General features: G+C 69.0%; 14 protein-coding genes. 1 reads left to right on the forward strand and 13 read right to left on the reverse strand.

Features of this window, described 5'->3' with window-relative positions:
* Nucleotides 1–48 precede the first annotated feature (48 nt).
* The 3 genes from yidD to rpmH all read right to left on the reverse strand — a co-directional run bounded on the left by yidD (nucleotide 49) and on the right by rpmH (nucleotide 1,215).
* A complete protein-coding gene (yidD, locus tag WMF29_RS13550) occupies nucleotides 49–432 on the reverse strand; it encodes a membrane protein insertion efficiency factor YidD (RefSeq protein ID WP_276598071.1) in 384 nt (127 codons plus the stop codon).
* A gap of 71 nt (nucleotides 433–503) precedes the next feature.
* Nucleotides 504–1,055 (reverse strand): ribonuclease P protein component, encoded by a 552-nt coding sequence (rnpA, locus tag WMF29_RS13555; protein WP_437329225.1) that lies wholly within the window; start codon nucleotides 1,053–1,055, stop codon nucleotides 504–506.
* A 10-nt stretch (nucleotides 1,056–1,065) separates the two neighbouring features.
* Nucleotides 1,066–1,215 carry a 50S ribosomal protein L34 gene (gene rpmH / locus WMF29_RS13560; protein ID WP_272103402.1) on the reverse strand — a complete coding sequence of 50 codons (150 nt, stop codon included), beginning with the start codon at nucleotides 1,213–1,215 and terminating at the stop codon, nucleotides 1,066–1,068.
* Nucleotides 1,216–1,573: 358 nt separating this feature from the next.
* Between rpmH and WMF29_RS13565 the strand changes: the two genes are divergently transcribed.
* Complete coding sequence (locus WMF29_RS13565) at nucleotides 1,574–3,259, forward strand: OmpA family protein (RefSeq protein WP_437329226.1); 1,686 nt, start codon at nucleotides 1,574–1,576, stop codon at nucleotides 3,257–3,259.
* Between the two features lie 278 nt (nucleotides 3,260–3,537).
* Here WMF29_RS13565 and WMF29_RS13570 read toward each other — a convergent pair whose 3' ends face one another.
* The 10 genes from WMF29_RS13570 to WMF29_RS13615 all read right to left on the reverse strand — a co-directional run bounded on the left by WMF29_RS13570 (nucleotide 3,538) and on the right by WMF29_RS13615 (nucleotide 16,318).
* A complete protein-coding gene (locus tag WMF29_RS13570; RefSeq protein WP_437329227.1) occupies nucleotides 3,538–5,688 on the reverse strand; it encodes a thioredoxin domain-containing protein in 2,151 nt (716 codons plus the stop codon).
* Nucleotides 5,689–5,745: 57 nt separating this feature from the next.
* The gene (locus tag WMF29_RS13575; RefSeq protein ID WP_437329228.1) at nucleotides 5,746–7,068 is read right to left on the reverse strand and encodes a beta-ketoacyl-[acyl-carrier-protein] synthase family protein; all 1,323 of its coding nucleotides are present in this window, start codon (nucleotides 7,066–7,068) and stop codon (nucleotides 5,746–5,748) included.
* Nucleotides 7,069–7,109: 41 nt separating this feature from the next.
* Nucleotides 7,110–7,988 carry an acyl-ACP desaturase gene (locus tag WMF29_RS13580; protein WP_437329229.1) on the reverse strand — a complete coding sequence of 293 codons (879 nt, stop codon included), beginning with the start codon at nucleotides 7,986–7,988 and terminating at the stop codon, nucleotides 7,110–7,112.
* The gene (locus WMF29_RS13585; RefSeq protein WP_272103411.1) at nucleotides 7,985–8,236 is read right to left on the reverse strand and encodes an acyl carrier protein; all 252 of its coding nucleotides are present in this window, start codon (nucleotides 8,234–8,236) and stop codon (nucleotides 7,985–7,987) included. The genes WMF29_RS13580 and WMF29_RS13585 overlap by 4 nt, the downstream gene beginning before the upstream one ends.
* A 3-nt stretch (nucleotides 8,237–8,239) precedes the next feature.
* Complete coding sequence (locus tag WMF29_RS13590; RefSeq protein ID WP_437329230.1) at nucleotides 8,240–9,124, reverse strand: class I SAM-dependent methyltransferase; 885 nt, start codon at nucleotides 9,122–9,124, stop codon at nucleotides 8,240–8,242.
* On the reverse strand, nucleotides 9,111–10,898 hold the full coding sequence (locus WMF29_RS13595) for a fatty acyl-AMP ligase (RefSeq protein WP_437329231.1): 1,788 nt from the start codon (nucleotides 10,896–10,898) through the stop codon (nucleotides 9,111–9,113). Before WMF29_RS13595 ends, WMF29_RS13590 begins: the two co-directional genes overlap by 14 nt.
* Before the next feature lie 528 nt (nucleotides 10,899–11,426).
* On the reverse strand, nucleotides 11,427–12,503 hold the full coding sequence (locus WMF29_RS13600) for a DUF4340 domain-containing protein (protein ID WP_437329232.1): 1,077 nt from the start codon (nucleotides 12,501–12,503) through the stop codon (nucleotides 11,427–11,429).
* A gap of 27 nt (nucleotides 12,504–12,530) precedes the next feature.
* Nucleotides 12,531–14,375 carry a GldG family protein gene (locus tag WMF29_RS13605; RefSeq protein WP_437329233.1) on the reverse strand — a complete coding sequence of 615 codons (1,845 nt, stop codon included), beginning with the start codon at nucleotides 14,373–14,375 and terminating at the stop codon, nucleotides 12,531–12,533.
* A gap of 9 nt (nucleotides 14,376–14,384) precedes the next feature.
* The gene (locus tag WMF29_RS13610; protein WP_272103419.1) at nucleotides 14,385–15,119 is read right to left on the reverse strand and encodes an ABC transporter permease; all 735 of its coding nucleotides are present in this window, start codon (nucleotides 15,117–15,119) and stop codon (nucleotides 14,385–14,387) included.
* A 5-nt stretch (nucleotides 15,120–15,124) separates the two neighbouring features.
* On the reverse strand, nucleotides 15,125–16,318 hold the full coding sequence (locus WMF29_RS13615; protein WP_437329234.1) for an ATP-binding cassette domain-containing protein: 1,194 nt from the start codon (nucleotides 16,316–16,318) through the stop codon (nucleotides 15,125–15,127).
* Nucleotides 16,319–16,682 lie beyond the last annotated feature (364 nt).

A 16,682-nucleotide genomic window follows, 5' to 3' on the forward strand; every position in this document is an offset into this window, starting at 1 on the left:
TGTGTCGGGCGCCGTGCCGCCGGGGGCCTTGTCGATGGCCGAGCGGGATTAGTCCATGAGGGTAACCCGGCCGCTGAAGCCCGCTCGACAAGGGGATGAGGCGTGCGAAGCGAGCTCCGCGCCAGTAGACGAACAGCGTGTCGTATCCCGCGGGTCAGCGTCCCGTTGCCGCGGCATCCGGGCAGCCGCGGCACGGCGAAGACGAGGTGGTGGCGGAGGGTCGAACCCGCCTGGATGAAACGGGTGACACCTACACAGTCGCTTGAGCGAAAGCAAGCTCCCCCGGAGCGCCCCGTGGTCAACGATGCAGGCGGCGGCGTAGCGCGAGCAGGAGGGCTCGAACCGACAGACCGGGCCCATCAACGCCACGATGAGCCTGGACAGCGTCATCTGGTAGGCGCGGATCAGCGCGAGGAGGAGCGTCGCCAGCATGCGGTGAGCCGTGAGAGAGCGATGAGCTTGGGGCCCAGCGCACCACGGCGCAAGGTATGCCCCGCCATCTTCTAGCTGTCGGTCGGGTCGGCCTGGCCTGGCGCGGGCGCCGGCGGATCGCCTGCGCTGCGCTCGGCCATGGGCTCCGTTCGCGCGCGCGGCGCGGCGGTGAGCGCCTCCCTCGCCCGGCGGCGGAGCACCGGAACCACGCCCCGAAGCTCCGCGAGGACGTCATCGAGGCCGAGCGAGCCGGCGCCAGTGCGGAGGATCACCACGATGTCGACGCGCTCCGGGAAGAGCTCCGGGAATCTCCGGAACGCCTCCCTGAGCAGGCGCTTCGCGCGATTGCGTGACACGGCGCCGCCCACCTTGCGCGAGGCGACGAGGCCCAGGCGCGACGGCCCCGATGGGACGGGCGCGGCAGCGCTCTTCACGCCGCCGCCGCGGGGGGCCCCGCCGCGAGCGGCGCCCTCGGCGGGGGCTGCGACGAGGATCAGCAGGTGGCGGGTGCTGACGCGATGACCACCGTTCTGGATGCGGACGAATTCAGCCCGCCTGCGAATGCGGCGCTCGCGTGGGAACGAGGAGGAGGACGCCGACGAGCGCGGGTGCGCTGGCGCCATCACCGCCGCGTTACTTCTTGTAGATGGTGGGCGAGAGCCGGGCGCGGCCCTTGCGGCGACGGTTGTTGATGACCTTGCGACCGCCGGCGGTCGCCATACGCGCACGGAAGCCGTGGGTCCGGGCGCGGCGGGTGTTATGGGGCTGGTAGGTGCGCTTCATGGCTGGTGGTCCCTCGGTCTGGACCGCGAACGGCGGCATCCTGGCCGCACGTCAAGCGGGCGCGCAAGAAAGCATGACGTTCGGCTCAGGTCAACACCGGATGACGTGGTGACGCGCGGTCACCGCGCCGTTACCGCGCCTTGTACGTACGCGCCTTGCCCGGGTTCGCCGTTCTCTCTCACCTTTCTAGACGCCTGGGTTAGCGTGTAGCCTCCGATCGACCGCGACGGCCGTTCGAAAGCGGGTCACAGGAGGGAATTTGACGCGCACCGGAGGACATGAGGGGGAAAAGCAGCACGCGCCCGCACGGGGCGTCAAGCGACGCGCGCTGGGGGCTGCTGCGGCGGGAGCCTTGTTCTTGAGCGCGCTCCCTGTGAGCGCGCAGACGAGAACGTTCTACCTGGACCGGCTCTACATGGCCGGCGCTCCCGACGACTCGATCGCGCTCTGGCGACCGCAGGTGGCGCCGGAGACGCGCTTCTTCGGGCAGTTCGGGCTCGGCCTCGGCCTCAATCCCTTCCGGGTCGAGAACATGCTGAACGACGAGCAGGCCGCGGGGCGGTTCAGCAGGGAACACGGCTCGCCGGTGTCCTCGCAGCTCATCGGCTACTTCAACGGGGGCGTCGAGCTCCTCGACCGCTTCTCGTTCCAGGTGGGGCTGCCGGTCATCGCCCTCCAGACGAGCAACCCGACGAACGACCCGAGCGTCGCCGGCGCAGAGGACGCGGCGAGCCCTTCGACCGCCGCGCTCATGGACATACGGCTCGACGGGCGGGCGATCCTGTACCGCACCGAGGATCGCTTCTTCAAGCTGGGCGCCAACGCGACGGCGTGGGTGCCGACCGGCAGCAAGCTCTCGTTCTCGGGCGACAACGCCGCGAGCGCGATGATCGGGCTCTCCGGCGAGATCGATCTCAAGTCGATGTTCTTCGTCCTGAACACCGGGGTGCACTTCCGTCCGTACTCATCGCTCAACGACTTCGCCGTGACGAACGAGTGGAGGTGGGGGATCGGCGGCTTCCTCCCGCTCCGGAACGGGACGCTGCGGCTCGGCGCGCAGATCTTCGGATCGACGGGCCTCGGCCGGGGCACGACGTTCACCGGCGACAACACGCCGCTGGAGTGGATGGCCGAGGGGCGGCTCGCGCTCGATCAGCGCAAGAAGGGGTGGCTCGGGGTCGGCGCCGGAACGCGGCTGTCGGGCGGCTACGCGCCGGATTTCCGGATGGTCGCGGCCATCGGCTACTCGTTCGGCATCAGGGATGTCGAGCCCGTGTCTCCCGGCAGGCGCTTCCAGGCGGTCCCGCCGCGCGCCGCGGATACGGACAAGGATGGGCTCCCGGACGACATCGATCTCTGCCCGACCGATCCCGAGGACGGCAAGCCGCCGAACCCCGACGACGGCTGCCCGGCGCTGCCCGATCGCGACGGCGACGGCATCCCCGACACGAGCGACAAGTGCCCGGATCAGCCCGAGGACTTTGACAAGATCAACGACGCCGACGGCTGCCCGGAGGACGACGCCGACGAGGACAGCATCCCGGACGCGAAGGACGCCTGCCCCAAGGAGCCGGGCCAGCCGAGCCCCGAGCCGACGAAGAACGGCTGCCCGCAGTTCATCCGTCGCATCACGGGGTCGAGCGAGATCCAGATCCTGAAGCAGGTGCAGTTCGCGACCGGCAGCGCGAGGATCCTGCCGAACAGCTACAGCATCCTCGACGAGGTCGTCCGGCTCCTCAAGGTGAACCCCGAGATCACGCTCGTCGCGATCGAGGGCCACACCGACAACCGGGGCCCGGACCAGCTCAACGAGAAGCTCTCGAACGATCGCGCTCACTCGGTGAGGACGTACTTGATCGAGCGGGGCGGCATCGATCCGGCGCGGCTCACGGCGGCGGGCTTCGGCCCGAGGCGGCCGATCGAGGACAACAACACCGAGGCCGGGCGCCAGAAGAACCGGCGCGTCGAGTTCCACATCCGCGAGAGCAACACGGGTGGGACCAAGGCCGGCGGCGACAAGGGTGGCGGCACCGTCACGCCGTAGATGGCCCGTCCGGGCGGCGCGCGCGGGAGCCCTGCTGTGGGTGGTGCTCTCGTCGGCGTGCCGCCCCGAGCAGGGCACGCCTTACCGTTGCAGCTGCACCTTCGTGACGGACTTCGACGACGACTCGAGGCTCGACGTGGAGGCCTGCGCTCCGAGCGAGGGCCGCGCCGAGGGCGTCGGGCGTGGATGCGCGCAGACGCACGCGCCGGGCCCGGTGTCCGGATGCACCTGCAGGAGCGCCCCGGATCGCGGCCCGTGCGAGCTCAGCGCGTGCCGCGTTACCCCAGCAGCGCCCTGAGGTCGGCCGGCGTCGTGACGGGCGCCGAGCACGTCCGCCCGCGACACGTGTAGGCGACCGCCTCGCCAGGGCGCGCGGGCTTGCCCTCGGCGACGACCTTCACCGCCGCGGCGCTCTCCGGCCGAGCCGGATCCACGAGCACGATCGCCCGGTTCGGCAGGTACGCCTTGAACGCCTCGCGCGCGAGCTCGGCTGCCGCCGCCGAGCCCGCCTTGCCGATCACCACGATCGTCACCGCGCCGCGCGTCAAACGATCGAGCACGCACACGGTCTGGCCGAGACCGAAGGCGTTCTCGAGCGCCGTCGGCGCGAGGACCTCCAGCTGCCGCTCCGCTGGTGAGAGGTAACGCTCGTCGGCGATCTCGGAGAGGCGAAGGCAGAGGAGCGCCGCCATCGAGGCGGCCGAGGGAGCGGCCTGGTCGTAGATGTCCTGCGTGCGCGCGATCAGCGCGTCGCCGTCGTCCGGCGTGAAGAAGAACCCGGGCGTGGCCTCGTCCCAGTGGTGCGCGATCATCGCGTCGGCGATCGCGCGCGCGACGCCGACGTAGCGCGGGTCGGAGGTGGCCTCGTACAGATCGAGCGCCGCGTTCCCGAGGTACGCCTGATCGTCGAGGAACCCTGGCCGGACGTCGCCCAGGGCCGCGCCGGAGCCGCCGCGCTCGCCCTTCGCGCCTGCGGGCGCGCCGTCCTTGAGGTAACGGCCGACGCGGCCGCCGCGGATGAGCTTCCGCTCGAGCAACGCGAAGGCGCGCGCCGCGGCGTCGACCCAGGCGGGCTCGTCCAGCGCGCGGCCCGCGTCGGCGAGCGCCCCGATGAGCAGCCCGTTCCAGCTCGCGAGCACCTTGTCGTCGCGCGCCGGCCGAGGCCTCGCCTCGCGCGCCGCGAGCATCGCGGCCCTGGCGCGCGCGAGCGCCTCGCGGCACCGATCGAGGTGGGTCGAGGAGCCCCCTCCCGCGCCTTCGTCGATGACCGCCGCGGCCTGCTCGAGCGTGCGGTGCTGCGAGAGCACCGTCGCGCCGCTGTCCTCGAAGTTGCCCTCCTCGGTGATGCCGAAGACGAGGCGGGCCACGTCGTACGCGAGCCGATCCTCGCCGACGGCGTCGCGGAGCTGATCGAGCGTCCACACGAAGAACTTGCCCTCGCTCCCCTCCGAGTCGGCGTCCTGCGACGCGTAGAAGCCGCCCTCCGGGTCGCGCATCTCGGCGAACAGGTAGCCGACGATCTCGCGCGCCGTCTCGGCGTAGATCGGCTTCTTGAACGCGCGGAACCCGTCGGCGTAGAGGCGCAGGAGGAGCGCGTTGTCGTAGAGCATCTTCTCGAAGTGGGGCACGAGCCAGCGCTCGTCCGTCGAGTAGCGGTGGAAGCCGCCGCGCAGGTGATCCCAGATGCCGCCGTCCCGCATCCTGTCCAGCGTGAGCTCGACGCCCTCCGCCGCGACGCGATCGCCCTCCAGCACGCCGCGGCGGAGCAGCACGTCGAGGGCCATCGTGTTCGGGAACTTCGGCCGCGATCCGATGCCGCCGTGGCGGGGGTCGAGGCGCGCGAGCAGCTGCCGCGACGCGCGCCGGAGCAGATCCGACGACGCGGGCGCGACGACGCCTGCAGCGCGCGCCGGCGCGCGCTGCGCGCGCTCGATGGCCTCGGTGATCTCCTGCGCCTGCTGCTCGACGTCGTCGCGCCGGTTCCTGAAGGCGTCGGCGATCTTGTCGAGCACCTTCGGGAAGCCGGGCATGCCGAGCGCGTCCTTCGGCGGGAAGTACGTGCCCGCGAAGAAGGGGCGCTGGTCCGGAGTGAGGAACACCGTCAACGGCCAGCCGCCGCTCCGGCCCATGAGCTGCACGACGAGCTGGTAAATGTGATCGAGATCGGGCCGCTCTTCCCGGTCGACCTTGATGTTCACGAAGAGGTCGTTCATGTGCCGGGCGATCGCCTCGTCCTCGAACGACTCGCGCTCCATCACATGGCACCAGTGGCAGGCGGCGTAGCCGATGGACAGGAGGATCGGCTTGTCCTCTCGGCGAGCGAGATCGAGCGCCTCCGCGCCCCACGGGTACCACGCGACCGGGTTGTGCGCGTGCTGCAGGAGGTACGGCGACGACTCGCTCGCGAGCCTGTTCTTGTGGGCTGCCATGGGCAGCCACGTAGGGCCGGACGCGGGGGGCCGCCAGCCGTGCCGGCGTCGCCGGCGCTACGCCCGCTCCAGCACCAGCGCGCAGTTGTGCCCGCCGAAGCCCGCCGAGCACTTCACCGCGTGACGCAGATCGACCGCCCGCCGCTCCCGCACGACGTCCAGGGAGCACTCCGGATCGAGCTCATCCACGTTGATCGACGGGTGCAGCAGCTGGTCGCGCAGCGAGCACACGACCGCGATCGTCTCCACGGCGCCGGCGCCGCCGAGCAGGTGCCCGATCATCGACTTGGTCGCCGAGATCGGGATGCGCGCGAGGCGCTCGCCGAAGACGCGCCGCAGCGCCAGCACCTCGGCGGCATCGCCCTGCGGCGTCGAGGTCGCGTGCGGGTTGATGTAGCCGATCGCCTCCGGCGCCGTGCCGGCCCTGGCGAGGGCGCGCTCCACCGCGAGCGCGAGCCCGAGCCCCCCCGAGTGCGGCCGCGTGAGGTGCTCCGCGTCCGTGGTCATCCCGAAGCCGGCCATGATCGCGAGCGGCTTCGCGCCGCGCGCGAGCGCGTGCTGCTCCTCCTCGAGCACGAGCGCGCCTGCTCCTTCGCCCATCACGAAGCCCTGGCGGCGCCGGTCGAACGGGCGGCTCGCGCGCGCGGGGTCGCCGTCGACGGCCTTGGCGAGCGCCTTCGCATTGCCGAACCCCGCGACGGTGTTGAGCCGCGTCGCGGCCTCGGCGCCCCCCGCGACCATCACGTCGGCCTCGCCCGCCTCGATCATGAGGGCCGAGGTCGCGATCGAGTGCGTGCCCGTCGCGCACGCGCTCGCGAGGTTGTACGACGGCCCCATGAGCCCGTATCGCATGGAGATGAGCGCCGCCGCGCCGTTCGGCATCACCCCCGGGATGAAGTAGGGCGACACGGCCCGCGGGCCGCGCGCCGCGCTCCTGGCGACCTGCTCTTCGAAGATCTCGACCGACCCCATGCCCGTGGACATCAGGCACCCGATGCGAGTCCGGTCGAGTCCGCTCGCCGGCGCGGCGGCGAGCGGCGGCGCGCCCTGTGCCCGCGCGCCCGCGCGCACCGCCTCGTCGTCCGCGGCAGGGGCGCGCTCGATCGGCACGATGCCCGCCTCGCGCAGCGCCTCCACCGCGGCCGCGAGGCTGAAGTGGGTCACGCGGCCGTAGATCTCCGCTTCCTTGGGCGACAGGTACCTCCCGACATCGAACGCCTTCACGCTGGCCGCGATGTCGCTGCGGAGCCTGTCGACGGGGAAATCGCGGATGTAGTCCACGCCGGACCGGCCGGCGAGGAGGTTCTGCCAGGTGGTGGCGACGTCGTTGCCCAGCGGGCAAACGGCGCCGATCCCGGTCACGACGACGCGCCTTCGCATCGGACTGCTCGTGTTCGTTGGGGGAGGGGAGGTGGAAGGGTTCAGGCGGACAGCACCTGGGGCGCGGCGTTGTCCAGGTTGGGAGCGCCTGCGCGGCCCTCGATCGAGGTGTCACGGCGGCCCTCACCGCCGCGGCGAAGATCGAGCGCGGTGCGCTGGGCGGCGAGCATCTCGTGCCGGCTCACGCCGAGGTACTTGAGGATCGGCATGTAGACCTTCTGGATGAACACGTTCCGGTCGACGCCGGCCTCGCGCATCTTCAGGATGCGCGAGTCGTAGTCGGGGACGATCCCGACGCCCGGCATCTCGAAGTTCGCGAACACGTGCGCCATGTCCGCGAGCGTCCCCGGCCGGTCCTCCTCGAGCAGCACCTTGATGACGCTCTGGTAGAAGCGGCAATGGGCGATCTCGTCGCGGGCGATGTAGTCGTAGATCGCCCGCAGGCACTCGTCGCCCTCCGTCGCGGCCCGCTCCCGGTGCTTCACGTAGATGACGAACGTCGCCATCTCCTGCACGCAGCCGTAGAACGTCATCTGCCGCGGCGTGTGGAACGGGAGGTCCCACTTCTTCGCGAAGATCTGGTTCTGTAGATCGGTGAGCTGCTCCTCCGTGCGCTTGCCGGAGCGCAGGAGGTACTGCATCAGCGTGAGCGAGTGCTTCGACTCTTCATAGGCCCAGTTGGCCTGGAACCACGCTTGGCCGAAGTACTTCCGCACGAGGTTGATGCCGTTCGCCACGTAGTCCGGCAGGTACATCTCGACCGAGCAGAAGGTCTCCGCGCACAGGGCGAGCTCCTCGCTCGCGTCCTTGTTCACGCGCTCCCACGGGATGTCCTGGAAGACGTTCCAGCGGCGCTCGCGCTCCGCCTTCTCGAAGAACGTCATGTACTCCTGGAAGATCTTCTCCTCCAGCCGGCTCATACGATCGCCTCCAGCCGCTCCCCGACCTTCTTGCAGAGGTCGCCCACGGTGATGAGCTCGACGAGATCCTCGTCCGGAATCATGATCCCGAGCTCGGTCTCCATCTCTCCGACGATCTGCATCATCGAGAGCGAGTCGATGCCGAGCTCGGTGATCACGGACGTCGCGGTGACATTGGGGAACTCGCGCTTGTCCACCCGGGCGGCAACCGTCTTGAACATCTCGAGCAGATTGGTCTTGTCCGTCATGGTTCAGTCGATCCTGCGAAGCTCGTATTGAGCGAGGGAGCTGTAGTGCTTGTCGAACGCGTTCACGCACGTCGACAGGTAACGATCGTAGTCGTCGAAGACCTTGTCCCCCCACGTCGACCGGATGGTCTTCTCGTTCAGCTTGAGCCGGCGGAGCCACTCCGCGGTGGTGCGCTGGTAGTGCTCGCGCCGCGTGTTCACCTGCATCACCTCCCAGTAGGGGTTCGCCGCCTGGATGATGTCCTCGAGCCGAGGGTTCAGGCCGCCGGGGAAGATCTCCCGCGTGACGAAGTAGATGTCCTCCAGCTCTTTCTTCGTGCCGCCGGGGAGCCCACCCCAGGGCGTCATCCGCGGCGTACGGTTGCGGAGGATGGTCTGGAGGCCGAACCAGGCGCCCTTGCTCGTGAGCTCCCAGGCCTTCTTGAAGTAAGCCCGATAGATGTCGATGGCCTTGCCCTGTCGCGCCTCCTCCGGCGAGCACAGGTGATCGATCATGCAGATCGAGATGAGGCTGTCGAACCGCTCGGCCGTCGTGAAGGTCCGGAAGTCGCCGCCGACCACCTCGACGCCGGGGATCTTCCGGGCGTTGACCTCGGCGGCCTGCGCGGTGGACAGGGTGACGCCGACCGCGCGCGTCACGCCGCGCGCCGTGGCCACGTACTCGAGCGCCGCGCCCCAGCCGCAGCCGATGTCGAGCACCTTCTTCCCGGGCCCCGCCTTGGCGAAGTCCGACAGGATCCGGAGCTTGTTCAGCTGCGCGGCCTCGAGCGACTGCTCGGGGGACTCGTAGACGGCGCAGGTGTAGTTCATGCGCTCGTCGAGCCAGAGCCTGAAGAACTCGTTCGAGACGTCGTAGCTGACCTCGACCTCGGCCTTACTGGATCCCATCGATGACTCCTTCGACACGTGCCGGGGCGCCGCCCGCGCGGCCCCCTTCGGTTCGCGACACAGGGCCGCCCGCGCGGACCACGTCGCCATGGGGAGAGGGCGTCGCGCCCTCATCAAACTCCGAGGCGACCTCGAGCTCGCCGGCCTCGAAGCGCCGCTTCATCTCGCGGCGCCGCACCTTGCCGCTCGACGTCTTCGCCAGCGTCCCCCGCTTGATCAGCGCGACCTCGGACAGCTGCACGCCGAGCTGGGCGCGCACGGCCTGGGTGATCGCCTGCGCGACGCCGGCCACGCTCCGCTTGGCCTCGGCGACGACGATCGCGCGCTCGGCCCCCTCGGCGGTGAGGCACGAGAACGCGACGCAGTGGCCCTCGCGCACCCCCTCGACGGAGGACGCGATGCGCTCGATGTCCTGGGGGAAGTAGTTCTTGCCGCCCAGGATGATGAGATCCTTGGAGCGGCCGCAGAGGTACACCTCGCCGGCGACTGTATAGCCGAGATCGCCTGTCCGCAGCCAGCCCCCTCCGAACGCGGCCTCGGTCGCCTCTGGCTCGTTGAAGTAGCCGGCGGCGACGCTCGGGCCGCGCACCCAGATCTCCCCGACCTCGCGCGGGCCGAGCGGCGATCCGTCGGGGCCCGCGATGATGAGCTCGTGGCAGGGGAGGGGGCGACCGCAGGAGACGAGCTCCAGCGACGCGCCGCCGTTCGCGGGCCGCGCCTTGCCGGCCTGCATCGCCTTCGCGTCCACGCGATCGGTGGTGAGCGGGGCCTTGAGGTCGCTGAACGTGATCGCCAGCGTGGCCTCGGCCATGCCGTACGAGGGCAGGATGCTCTCCGGGCGGAGCCCCCGCTCGCCGAAGCGGCGGAGGAACGCGCGGAGCACGTCGGCCTGGATCGGCTCGGCGCCGCACCCGAGCGCGCGCACGCAGGAGAGGTCCCAGCTGCCCGCCTGCGCGTCGGTGACGGCGCGCGTGGCGAGGGCGAAGGCGAAGTTCGGGGCAAAGGTGATCGTCCCGCGGAACCTGTGGATCGCGTCGAGCCAGAGCGAGGGGCGGCGGATGAACGCCGTCGTCGGCAGGAACATCACCGGCACGAGCGCGTAGAGCGGCGCGATGACGAAGCCGATGAGCCCCATGTCGTGGTAGAGGGGCAGCCAGCTGACGCCGCGATCTTCCGGGGTGGAGCGCAGCCCGTCGAACATGATGGCGTGGCTGTTCACCGTCAGGTTGCGGTGGGTCACCATCACGCCCTTCGGCCGCGAGGTGCTCCCCGATGTGAACTGCAGGAACGCGAGGTCGTCGAGGGACACGCGCCACGGCTCGCCCGCGTGCGATGCGTCGAACCCGTCGAACGCGTCGGGCGCGCGCAGGTCACGCTCGAGGACGACGCGCAGCCCTGGGAGGGCTTCGCGGCTCTCGCCGTTCGCCGCGAGGTAGGCGTCGATCATCTCCTTGAGCTGCTCGTTCGTGACGAGCACGCTGGCGCCTGACGCCTCGAGGATGTGCTGCACCGTCTCGCCGTACGCCTCGAGCTTGGCCAGCGACTGCGGCGGGTACATCGGGACGGCGACGATGCCTGCCGTCAGCGCGCCCACGAAGGTCAGGACGAACTCGTCGGCCTCCGTCAGGATCAGCGCGACCCGGTCGCCCTTGCGGAGCCCGAGCTTGCGAAGCGCGTAGGCCCGGCGCCTCGCCTCGATCCAGAGCTCGGCGTAGGTGATCGCTCGCTCCTCCCCCGAGCTGCGAACGAACGTGACTGCGCGGTCGGCGTGCACCGAATTCTGCTGAAGGACTTCGACGAACGTGCGCATAGGCTCTCTGGCGGCTCAGGCCGGCCGGACGTTGTGATCCGTCCGATAAGGACAGCGGGGGCCTGAGTGAGCGCAGCCATAAGCGAAAATCGAGCCAGGGCAAACAGAAAACACGGGAATCCAGGGTTTGAGCTTGATTCCGCCGTGTACGCTTCGGATTCGCCAGGGCGTGATAGTCACGGGTGACGAAAAATCGTGCGCAGAGTGCGTCGAATATTCGTCACATCGGCCCTCGAGTGCGAATTGAGGTTCGCGTGGTGCGGGAGTCACACCAGCAGATGGCGCCGACCCAGGTTGAGGTTGCCGACCCAGGTTGAGGTCACCGGCGAGGTTGAGGTCACCGGCGCCGACCCAGGTTGAGGTTGCCGACCCGGGTTGAGGTCGCCTGGTTGCGCCGGTGAGATGGCGACCCGGCTTCGAGCTGCGGGCGCACAAAATGCAAGGAGGCGCCGGTCTCCCAGCGCCTCCCGCTCTCATGCGCGACGTCGCCGGCTACTCGCCGTCGTCCAGGCCCATGTGGCCCGCCGCCTCGTCTTCATGGGCGTCTTCGCCCTTCTTGTCGTCCTTCTTCTCGGCCTTCTCGAACCTCTTCGGCTCTGCGAGGGCCCAGTCGGCCGACCACGACGACAGCACGTAGATCGTGCCATCGCCGCCTTCCTTCGTGGCGTAGCGGCTCGACCCCTTCGCGATCTTGCCCACCTTGACGGTGAAGTCGCCCGCGTTGTCCTTGAGCTTGATCGTGATGATCCCGCCGTTCGAGGTCGCCGCGTCGAGCCCGGTGTCCGACTTCTCGTCGCCGAAGTCCTCCGCGCCGAGGTTCTTGTAGGCGCGCAGCAGGTCCTTCACCTTGGCCTCGTCGAACTTCTCCCACTTCGCGGAGGCCGCGCCCAGCTTGCCGCCCTTGTCGCGCTGGGCGAACGTGCCGGCCCACTTGTCGCCGTTCTTCGAGAAGCTGAACAGGCCGTTCTTGTTCTCGACCGAGACCTGGATGGCGTTCTCGTCCTCGAACTTGAGGATCGACGTCTCGCGCCAGTTCTTCGGCTCCCGCGTGTAGAGGTAGCTCGAGTAGCCGCCCGCGACGAAGACGCCGTCCTTCCCGTCGACGCGCGCCATCTGGCCGCGCGAGCCGCTCTTGCCGAGGTACAGGTCGAGCGCCTTCTCCTCGCCCTTGTACGCGACGACGTGGACCGCCTTCTCGTCGGTGAGCTCGTACTGAGGGTACATGCCGTTCGTCCGGTCGATGACCTCCTTCAGCTTGAGCTCCTTCAGGTTGTCGAGGAGGCTCCGCACGTTCGCCGCGTTCGCCTTGGCGTTGACGGGCTTCGTGACCTCCCACGTGTCGCCCTTCTTCTCGAGCGTCACGTCGGACTTGTCGGCGTTCTTGATCGCGATCTTCGTGACCTTCTCGACGTCTTCCTTCGAGACGCCCACCTTCGGCAGATCCGCCGTGGCGGCGGTCGCCGAGTGCGCGGCGAGCTCGTCCTTCTGCTTCTTCTGCGTGAAGTACACGCCGAGGCCGAGGAGCGCGAGGACGGCGAGGGCGATGTAGATTCTGTGCTCGGTCTTCATGGCTCTTTCACCCGATGGGGCTCTGGCTCAGTCGAGCGTGATGTTCTCGCGGGCGCTCTCGCGACGCCGCCACCGGATGAGGCCGAACACGGCGAAGAGGGCCGCCGGCAGGAGCGTCAGCGACCACTGCACGCGCTGCTGCACGGTCTTCCGCTCCGCCCGGTACTCCTCGGCCTTCTTGGCCAGGGTGGCCTCGTCGTCCGTGGCCTCCTGCTTCGGCTTCTCGATGCCCGCGTAGGTCAGGTTCGTATCGCCGAACATCTTCGCGGTCGCGGCGAGCAGCGTGCTGTCCCCCGCCATCCAGTCGAGGGTGTTCTTGAACGCCAGGATGGTGGCGGTCAGGTACTTCTGCGCGTACGGCTGCGAGAGCATCAGGAGATCCTCGTCGCCGCCCATCCCGCCCATCATCGCCATCTGAGGCGGCATGGGGGGCGGGTTGCCGGCCCGCGCGAACGGGTTCGCGAGGAACTGCGACGCCGACAGCACGAGGATCCGGCCCTTGTCCGCGCTCTCCGCGGGAGCGCTGATCCCGAGCCCCTCCTGGCCCCCGAAGGCGCTCTTGAGCTTGCCCTCGATCGTCACGGCGATCGCGCGCTGCGCGTACTCGCCCTTCGGCTTCCAGTCGGCCGAGAACTTCATGTCGATGGCCTCGGACACGTCGACCGTCGTCTTCGGCGTCGAGCGCGCGACGACCTTCATCGTCGCCTCGGGCTGCTTCTCCGGGTGCGGCACGAGGGTCGACGGGAAGGGGAAGGCGAGCTCGGGGAGGCGGAAGAAGCCGGGGAACGACGAGTCGAGGATCTGCTCCTTCTCGTCGAAGCGGCTGTCCTCCTGGAGCTGGAGGATGCCCGGCGCGCGGAACCACATCATCTGGCCCGACTGCGTCTGCACCGGGATGGCCATCGAGCGGCTCCAGTCGAGGATCGCCTCCTTCTTCATCTCGACGCCGTAGCCGTCGAGCAGCTTCTCGAGGCCCCAGGTGTTGAGCGACGCCTTCATCGCCGGATCGGACGCCTTGAGGTTCACCGCGCCGGCGAACACGGCGAGCGCCTTGTTGCCCAGCATCATGAACTGGTCGATGCGGCGCAGCTCCTTCTCGGTGAACTCCTTGCCCGGCTGCGTGATGACGAGGCCGGCGAGCTCCTTGTTGATCTCGCTGTCGCCGCCCTTCAGGTCGACGTCCTCGAACTTGTAGAACGGGAAGTGGTGCTCGAGCAGCGCGCGCATCGACGGGCCACCCCCCCGGCCGCCCTGCGCCGCGACGAGGTTCGCGTCGGTCAGCTTGATCTCGTCCTTGCCGGTCACGATGCCGATCTTGGTGTCGATGGCGTCCGCCTTGTCGCGGATCTCGCGGATCGTGTTCGTGATCCAGAACTCGAGGCCCTGCGCCTGGTCCGGCGAGAGCATCGGGATCGCCTCCTTCTCGCTGCCGTACTTGAAGGCGATGCCCATGAACCCGCGGGTGATCGTGGCCTGATCCTGGCCGGTCTCGCTCCCCTCGCCGAACGCGGCCTCCTGCAGGCCCGCCTCCTTGGCGGCGGCGCGCTGCTCGTCCGTCTTCGCCTCGATGATCGCGTAGTGGAGCTTGCCGTTCGAGGCCTGCTCGTACTCGTTCATGAGGTCGGTGAGGTCCTGGATGAACGCCTCGTGCTTCGGGAGCCCCCGGGTGACGTAGACGTCGATCTGGAGATCCTGCTTGAGCCCCTCGCGGACGAGGTGGGCCGAGCCCTTCGAGAGGGTGAACCTCTCGGTCTTCGTCATGTCGAAGCGCTTGTAGGCGCCGTACGAGATGACGTTGGCCACCACGAGGATGGCGGCCACGATGGCCAGGTAGACGCCTGTCTGCGTCGCGGCTTTGGCTTTCCGTTCCATGGTTGGTCCTTACGCCCACTTCCTGCGCTCGAGCGCCCTGAACGCGGCCATGAGGCTGCCCGCGGTGACCGAGAGGAAGAAGACGATGTCTCGAGTGGACACCATGCCGCGCGCGAACGGCGTGAGGCGGGTGTCGAAGCTGATGAAGGAGAGGAAGTCGCGGAGGAACGACGGGGCGTAGTCGGCGAAGTTGTCCACGCCGTGCAGGAACCCGAGCACCAGGAAGGTGATGAAGAACGCGATCACCTGGCTGTCGGTCAGCGACGAGATGAGGAGGCCGATCGAGACCGCCGCCGCGCTGTAGAGCACGAGGCCGATGTAGCCCGAGAGCACGGGCCCGCTGTCGAGCGCGCCGAGGTGCCAGGGCCACACGAACATCATGATCGGGTAGAGGATCGTCGAGAAGACGAGCACGAGGACGAGCCCCCACGCGCCGAGGAACTTGCCGAGGACGACCTCGTGGTCCTGCACGGGCAGCGTGATCAGCATCTCGAGCGTGCCGCTCCGCTTCTCCTCCGCGAGGAGCCGCATCGTGATGACGGGGACGATCAAGAAGGAGAGCCCTATCGGCGCCCAGCTGAACAGCTGCACGAGCGAGGCGCGATCCGCCTGCCAGAAGCCGCCGTTCATGAAGAAGAAGATGAGGCCGAGCGCGATCAGCCCGAAGCAGATCACGACATAGGCCAGTGGGGAATCGAAGTTGGAGCGGAACTCCCGCTTCGCGATGGTCAGGGTGGTGCTCATACCGTTCAGCCCTTCTTCTTGCCGGGCGCTTCTTCCTCCGCGCCTTCGTCCTCGCCGCCGTCGCTGCCGTCCTTGGCCTCGTCGCCGGCGCTGTCTTCGTCCTCTTCGTCCTCGTCGTCCTCTTCGTCGTCGGCCGCCGCGCTCGCCTCGTCCTCGTCGTCGAGGTCGTCGGTGATCAGCTTGCGGCCGCGGTCCTTGCGCTCGTCGCCGCGCGTGAGCGCCTTGAACACGTCCTCGAGGCTCTGCGAGTCGCGCCGCATCTCGAGGAGGAGCCAGCCCTTCTGCACGACGAGCTGGAAGAGCTCGGGCCGGATGTCGCCGCCGAGCGCGCCGAGGAGCTGGAAGCTGTGGGCGCTGTCGCCGGTCGGCAGCTCGGTGACGCTGGTGACCCCGGGCAGACCGGAGAGCGCCTCCTGGACCTCCTGCGCCGTCGGCGGCTTGCGCGCGCCCGACCGGTAGCCGTCGCCGCCCTCGAAGACCTTCTTCTCGTGGACGGTGACGACGTACCGGACCTTGCCGCTCTTGGCGCGGATGTCGTCGAGCGGGCCGTCGGCGACGACGCGCCCCTTGGAGACGACGATGGCGCGGGCGCAGGCGGCCTCGACCTCGGAGAGGTTGTGGGTGGAGAGGAGGATCGTCCGCTCCTTGCCGATCTCCTTGATGTAGCGGATGACCTCCGCCTTCTCGTTCGGGTCGAGATCGCTCGTCGGCTCGTCGAGGATGAGGATCGGGGGATCGTGGACGAGCGCCTGGCCGAGGCCGACGCGCTGGCGGTAGCCGTGGGACAGCGTGCCGATGTCCTTGCCGAGCACCTGGGCGAGGCCGCATACCTCGACGATCCCCTTCATCCGCTTCTTGAAGAGCGAGTGATCGAGGCCGCGCATGTCGGCGACGAACGAGAGGTATTCCCAGACGTTCATCTCACCGTAGAGCGGGGCGCGCTGGGGCAGGTACCCGAGCTTGCGCCGGACATCGAGCGGGTCGTCGAAGACGTCGTACCCGTGGACCCGCGCCGTCCCGGCCGACGCCGAGAGGAAGCAGGTGAGGATGCGCATCGTCGTCGACTTGCCGGCCCCGTTCGGTCCCAGGAAGCCGACGACCTCGCCGCGATGGACCTCGAAGCTCACCTTGTCGAGCGCGCGCAGCGACCCATAGCGCTTGGTCAGCGAGCTCGCCTCGATCATCACATCGCTAGCCAAAATGACCTCCTTAGATGGTTCCTTGAGAAGCGGAGCGCCCTGCTCCGTCGTTCGCCCCTGGCGATCCCCCCCGCCTTGGCCGGCGGGCGCGCCGTCGGGACACCCTGGATCACCATTTACCCAGGCGAAAGGCGGCGCCATCGTAGCGGCGGGTGGATCTCTGTCAACAGCGCCGACCCGAAGCGGCTGAACCTGGTGTTTATTCCCGGCGATCGGGGCTGCACCCGGCGCGGTTGTCCGGGCTATCCCCGGATTGGCGCGGTGGCGGCGGCGCCTCGGCGACGGGTCGTACGTGGGACGGGCTCGCCTGGCGCGCACGGCCGCCGAATTTCTCCTTGACCCGAGTGTCTGTGTTGGACTAGTT

Origin of the sequence: Sorangium sp. So ce381 (genome assembly GCF_051473845.1) — a bacterium.
GTDB classification, from domain to species: domain Bacteria; phylum Myxococcota_A; class Polyangia; order Polyangiales; family Polyangiaceae; genus Sorangium; species Sorangium atrum.

What these genes read in the sequence shown, in the direction of transcription:
- WMF29_RS13590 (WP_437329230.1), bottom strand. Translation starts at nt 9,124, where the DNA reads ATGGGATCCAGTAAGGCCGAGGTCGAGGTCAGCTACGACGTCTCGAAC.
- WMF29_RS13570 (WP_437329227.1), bottom strand. Translation starts at nt 5,688, where the DNA reads ATGGCAGCCCACAAGAACAGGCTCGCGAGCGAGTCGTCGCCGTACCTC.
- WMF29_RS13600 (WP_437329232.1), bottom strand. Translation starts at nt 12,503, where the DNA reads ATGAAGACCGAGCACAGAATCTACATCGCCCTCGCCGTCCTCGCGCTC.
- WMF29_RS13610 (WP_272103419.1), bottom strand. Translation starts at nt 15,119, where the DNA reads ATGAGCACCACCCTGACCATCGCGAAGCGGGAGTTCCGCTCCAACTTC.
- yidD (WP_276598071.1), bottom strand. Translation starts at nt 432, where the DNA reads ATGCTGGCGACGCTCCTCCTCGCGCTGATCCGCGCCTACCAGATGACG.
- WMF29_RS13580 (WP_437329229.1), bottom strand. Translation starts at nt 7,988, where the DNA reads ATGAGCCGGCTGGAGGAGAAGATCTTCCAGGAGTACATGACGTTCTTC.
- rpmH (WP_272103402.1), bottom strand. Translation starts at nt 1,215, where the DNA reads ATGAAGCGCACCTACCAGCCCCATAACACCCGCCGCGCCCGGACCCAC.
- WMF29_RS13575 (WP_437329228.1), bottom strand. Translation starts at nt 7,068, where the DNA reads ATGCGAAGGCGCGTCGTCGTGACCGGGATCGGCGCCGTTTGCCCGCTG.
- WMF29_RS13605 (WP_437329233.1), bottom strand. Translation starts at nt 14,375, where the DNA reads ATGGAACGGAAAGCCAAAGCCGCGACGCAGACAGGCGTCTACCTGGCC.
- WMF29_RS13585 (WP_272103411.1), bottom strand. Translation starts at nt 8,236, where the DNA reads ATGACGGACAAGACCAATCTGCTCGAGATGTTCAAGACGGTTGCCGCC.
- rnpA (WP_437329225.1), bottom strand. Translation starts at nt 1,055, where the DNA reads ATGGCGCCAGCGCACCCGCGCTCGTCGGCGTCCTCCTCCTCGTTCCCA.